The following is a 2709-nucleotide window of genomic DNA, read 5'->3' on the forward strand; positions in this document are numbered from 1 at the left end:
AGGATCATGGATAAATACCGCTGAAAACGATCAAAGGGCCAGCCTAATGCTGCTCTCTGGTGAAAACTTCACTACAGGCTGACATTGGCAACCAACTTTCAAGACTTTTGCAAGAGGCTCAACTGATCCGGAAAGTTCAAGACCCTTGATCAGGTCTCGGTTAAGAACGGTTAGATTAACCACAGCGGCGCCAGCAACAGTCTGCTGATTACTGTTGATGCTCGACCCGGTGTAACAGCTTTCAAGGGTGGCAAAGGTCTTGCCGGCAGGAAGCGGAGCGGTGAGCGCAGCTTTCAAAAGAGTTCGGGGACTGTTATTCATGAGTACGCCGGTATCCAAGTTTTTTACTGCTTGGTAGCTGTAGCTGATCCTGCCGCTGTAACCGTTTTCCCACTTGCCTTCTGCCTGTAACTCAATACCTTTGGTTTCGACCTTGCTCTGGTTTCTAAACTGCAACAGTCCGTCGCCAGGATCTGTAGCCTGTTCCAGCAGATCATTGATACGGGAGTAAAAACCGGTAATGCCGGTACGCAGGTTATTACCAATGTACTGGTCATAGCTTAACTCAACCATACGGATCTTTTCCGGTTTCAGATTAACATTACCTTTGGTGCTGGTGGTGTCATTATAATACAGCTCATAGGCGTTCGGGGCACGGAACGCTTCACCGTAGGATAGTCGCAATACAGTGCTATCAATGGGGTTCCAGATTACTGCTGCTCGAGGATTCCAGGTGCCACCAAAGGTGCTGTAGTGATCATAGCGAATGCCGGTATTCAGGATAAGAGTTTTTGTGATGTGATACTCGTCCTGCAGGTAGTAGCCCTGAGCATAGCTGGCATGGTTGTTATTCAAGATACTCTGATAGGCGGGGAAGATGTTGTAGTTGAGCTGTTGTTGATCAAATTGCCAACGTTGTTCTGTTCCCACTGTAATCAGATGATTACCCAGATTCTTTGAGCCATACAAGTCGGTACCCAGCCACTGGGCTACGGTTTCATCATAATTGAGGGTGTAGGTGCCGCTGTTGTCCAGCGGGTACGTACCGTCATATTCATACCGGTTGTACGTTATCCGGGCGTTCAAGTCCATGAGTGGGAAAGTTCGGCTAAAAGAAAGGCCTGCCATGGTTCGGCGGTCACTTATTATCTGGGCGGGGTCGTTGAAGATGGTGGTATAAGGGGCCGTTGGAACTTGTTTGTCTCTGGTCTGGTGCAGTACAAGCAGAGAAAAATCTTTCCAGCCGGCCTTGAACAAAAGATCCCAGGATGTTTCACCGTCCATGCTCTGGGCGGTACCGTTGTTGGTGCTGTATTCAGGAAACTGTAGCCGCCGTTTGCCGGCACTGTCCCGATAGCTGCCTGACAGGAGGAGGCTAAGACCACTATCCAGTTTGCTGCCGGCGCTGGCTCGCCCGGTCCAGGCGTTAAAACTGCCGCCTGATGTTGCGCCTTCACCGCCTTTCAAGCTGTTTGTACCCCTGGTGATGACATTGATCACCGCGACAAAGGCATTGGTGCCGTACAGCGACGAGCCAGGGCCTCTGATTACCTCAACCCTGTCTATCATGTCCACGTCAACCGGGAAGTCGCTACCAAGTGGCGCCTGTTCATACACCGCATCATTCAGGCGGTGTCCGTCCACCAGCACAAGAATACGTGTACTATAGTCCCCCAGTGGACTGAATCCGCGCACACCAACAGACTGATAGCTGCGGTTATAGGTGCTGTAAAAACCCCGCAAGCTGTTAATGGCTTCAGCCAGGGTGCGGTAGCCGTATTTACGGAAGTCATCAGCGGTGATAATACTGACCGATGCCGGAGCACTGGTGAGGTCTTGCTGATATTTGCTGGCGGCAGTTACGGTGGTAACCTCGGTATTGAGCAGCTGTTCAAGGGAGCCTATCTCCGGGCTGGGAACTGCAGTTTGCTGGGCATACAAGGCCGTTGGAAACAGAACTGTAATCATAATAGTTTGAAAAACAGATTGTACCTTTGTCATGTCTGTACCCTCAGTTTTTTGCCGGCAGCTATTCTTCAGAGCTGAAATGACGTTCAGTCCCCTCTATACTACAGTTTTTTTGCAACTGTTCGACAATTTCACTGCTGTCGGTAGGTTTGCCTGTCAGGTACCCCTGGATTATTTCGCATCCGCATTTTTTCAACGTGTTTAACTGTTTTTCAGTCTCAACACCTTCGGCCACCACTTGAAGCTTCAGACTGTGGGCCATGGCAATAATAGCAACCACAATGGCCATGTCATTTTCGCTGCGATGCATATTCCAGACAAAAGAGCGATCGATTTTCAGGACACTAATCGGGAACCGGTGAAGATAGGAAAGTGACGAGTAACCGGTGCCAAAATCATCAATTGTTATTTTGATCCCCAGTTTGTGCAACTCTCGCAGGGTTTCTTCCGCCTGCTTATCATTTTCAATCAGTATGGATTCGGTCAGTTCAAGTTCCAGTAGCTGAGGCAGCAAACCGGTTGTTTCAAGCGTCTCCTTGATTTGGGACTGGAGACTATTTTGCTTGAAGCTGCAGGCGGAAAGGTTGACCGCAACAGGTATCATGCCGTAGCCGGCATCATGCCACTGTTTTGTCTGGTGGCACGCAGTTTTCAGGACCCAGTCGGTAATAGCGATAATGCTGCCGGACTCCTCAGCAAGCGGAATAAATTTAGCGGGTGGGATCACCCCCTTTTCAGGGT

General features: G+C 49.8%; 2 protein-coding genes. Both read right to left on the minus strand.

Annotated elements, in window-relative coordinates:
- Nucleotides 1-30: 30 nt before the first annotated feature.
- A complete protein-coding gene (locus OEL57_RS16050) occupies nucleotides 31-2001 on the minus strand; it encodes a TonB-dependent receptor plug domain-containing protein (protein WP_300741860.1) in 1971 nt (656 codons plus the stop codon).
- Nucleotides 2002-2029: 28 nt separating this feature from the next.
- Nucleotides 2030-2709, minus strand: a 680-nt coding sequence (locus tag OEL57_RS16055) for an EAL domain-containing protein (RefSeq protein WP_300741862.1), incomplete at its 5' end; no start/stop codon positions are given.

Source organism: Trichlorobacter sp. (genome assembly GCF_030247655.1).
Lineage (GTDB): Bacteria > Desulfobacterota > Desulfuromonadia > Geobacterales > Pseudopelobacteraceae > Trichlorobacter.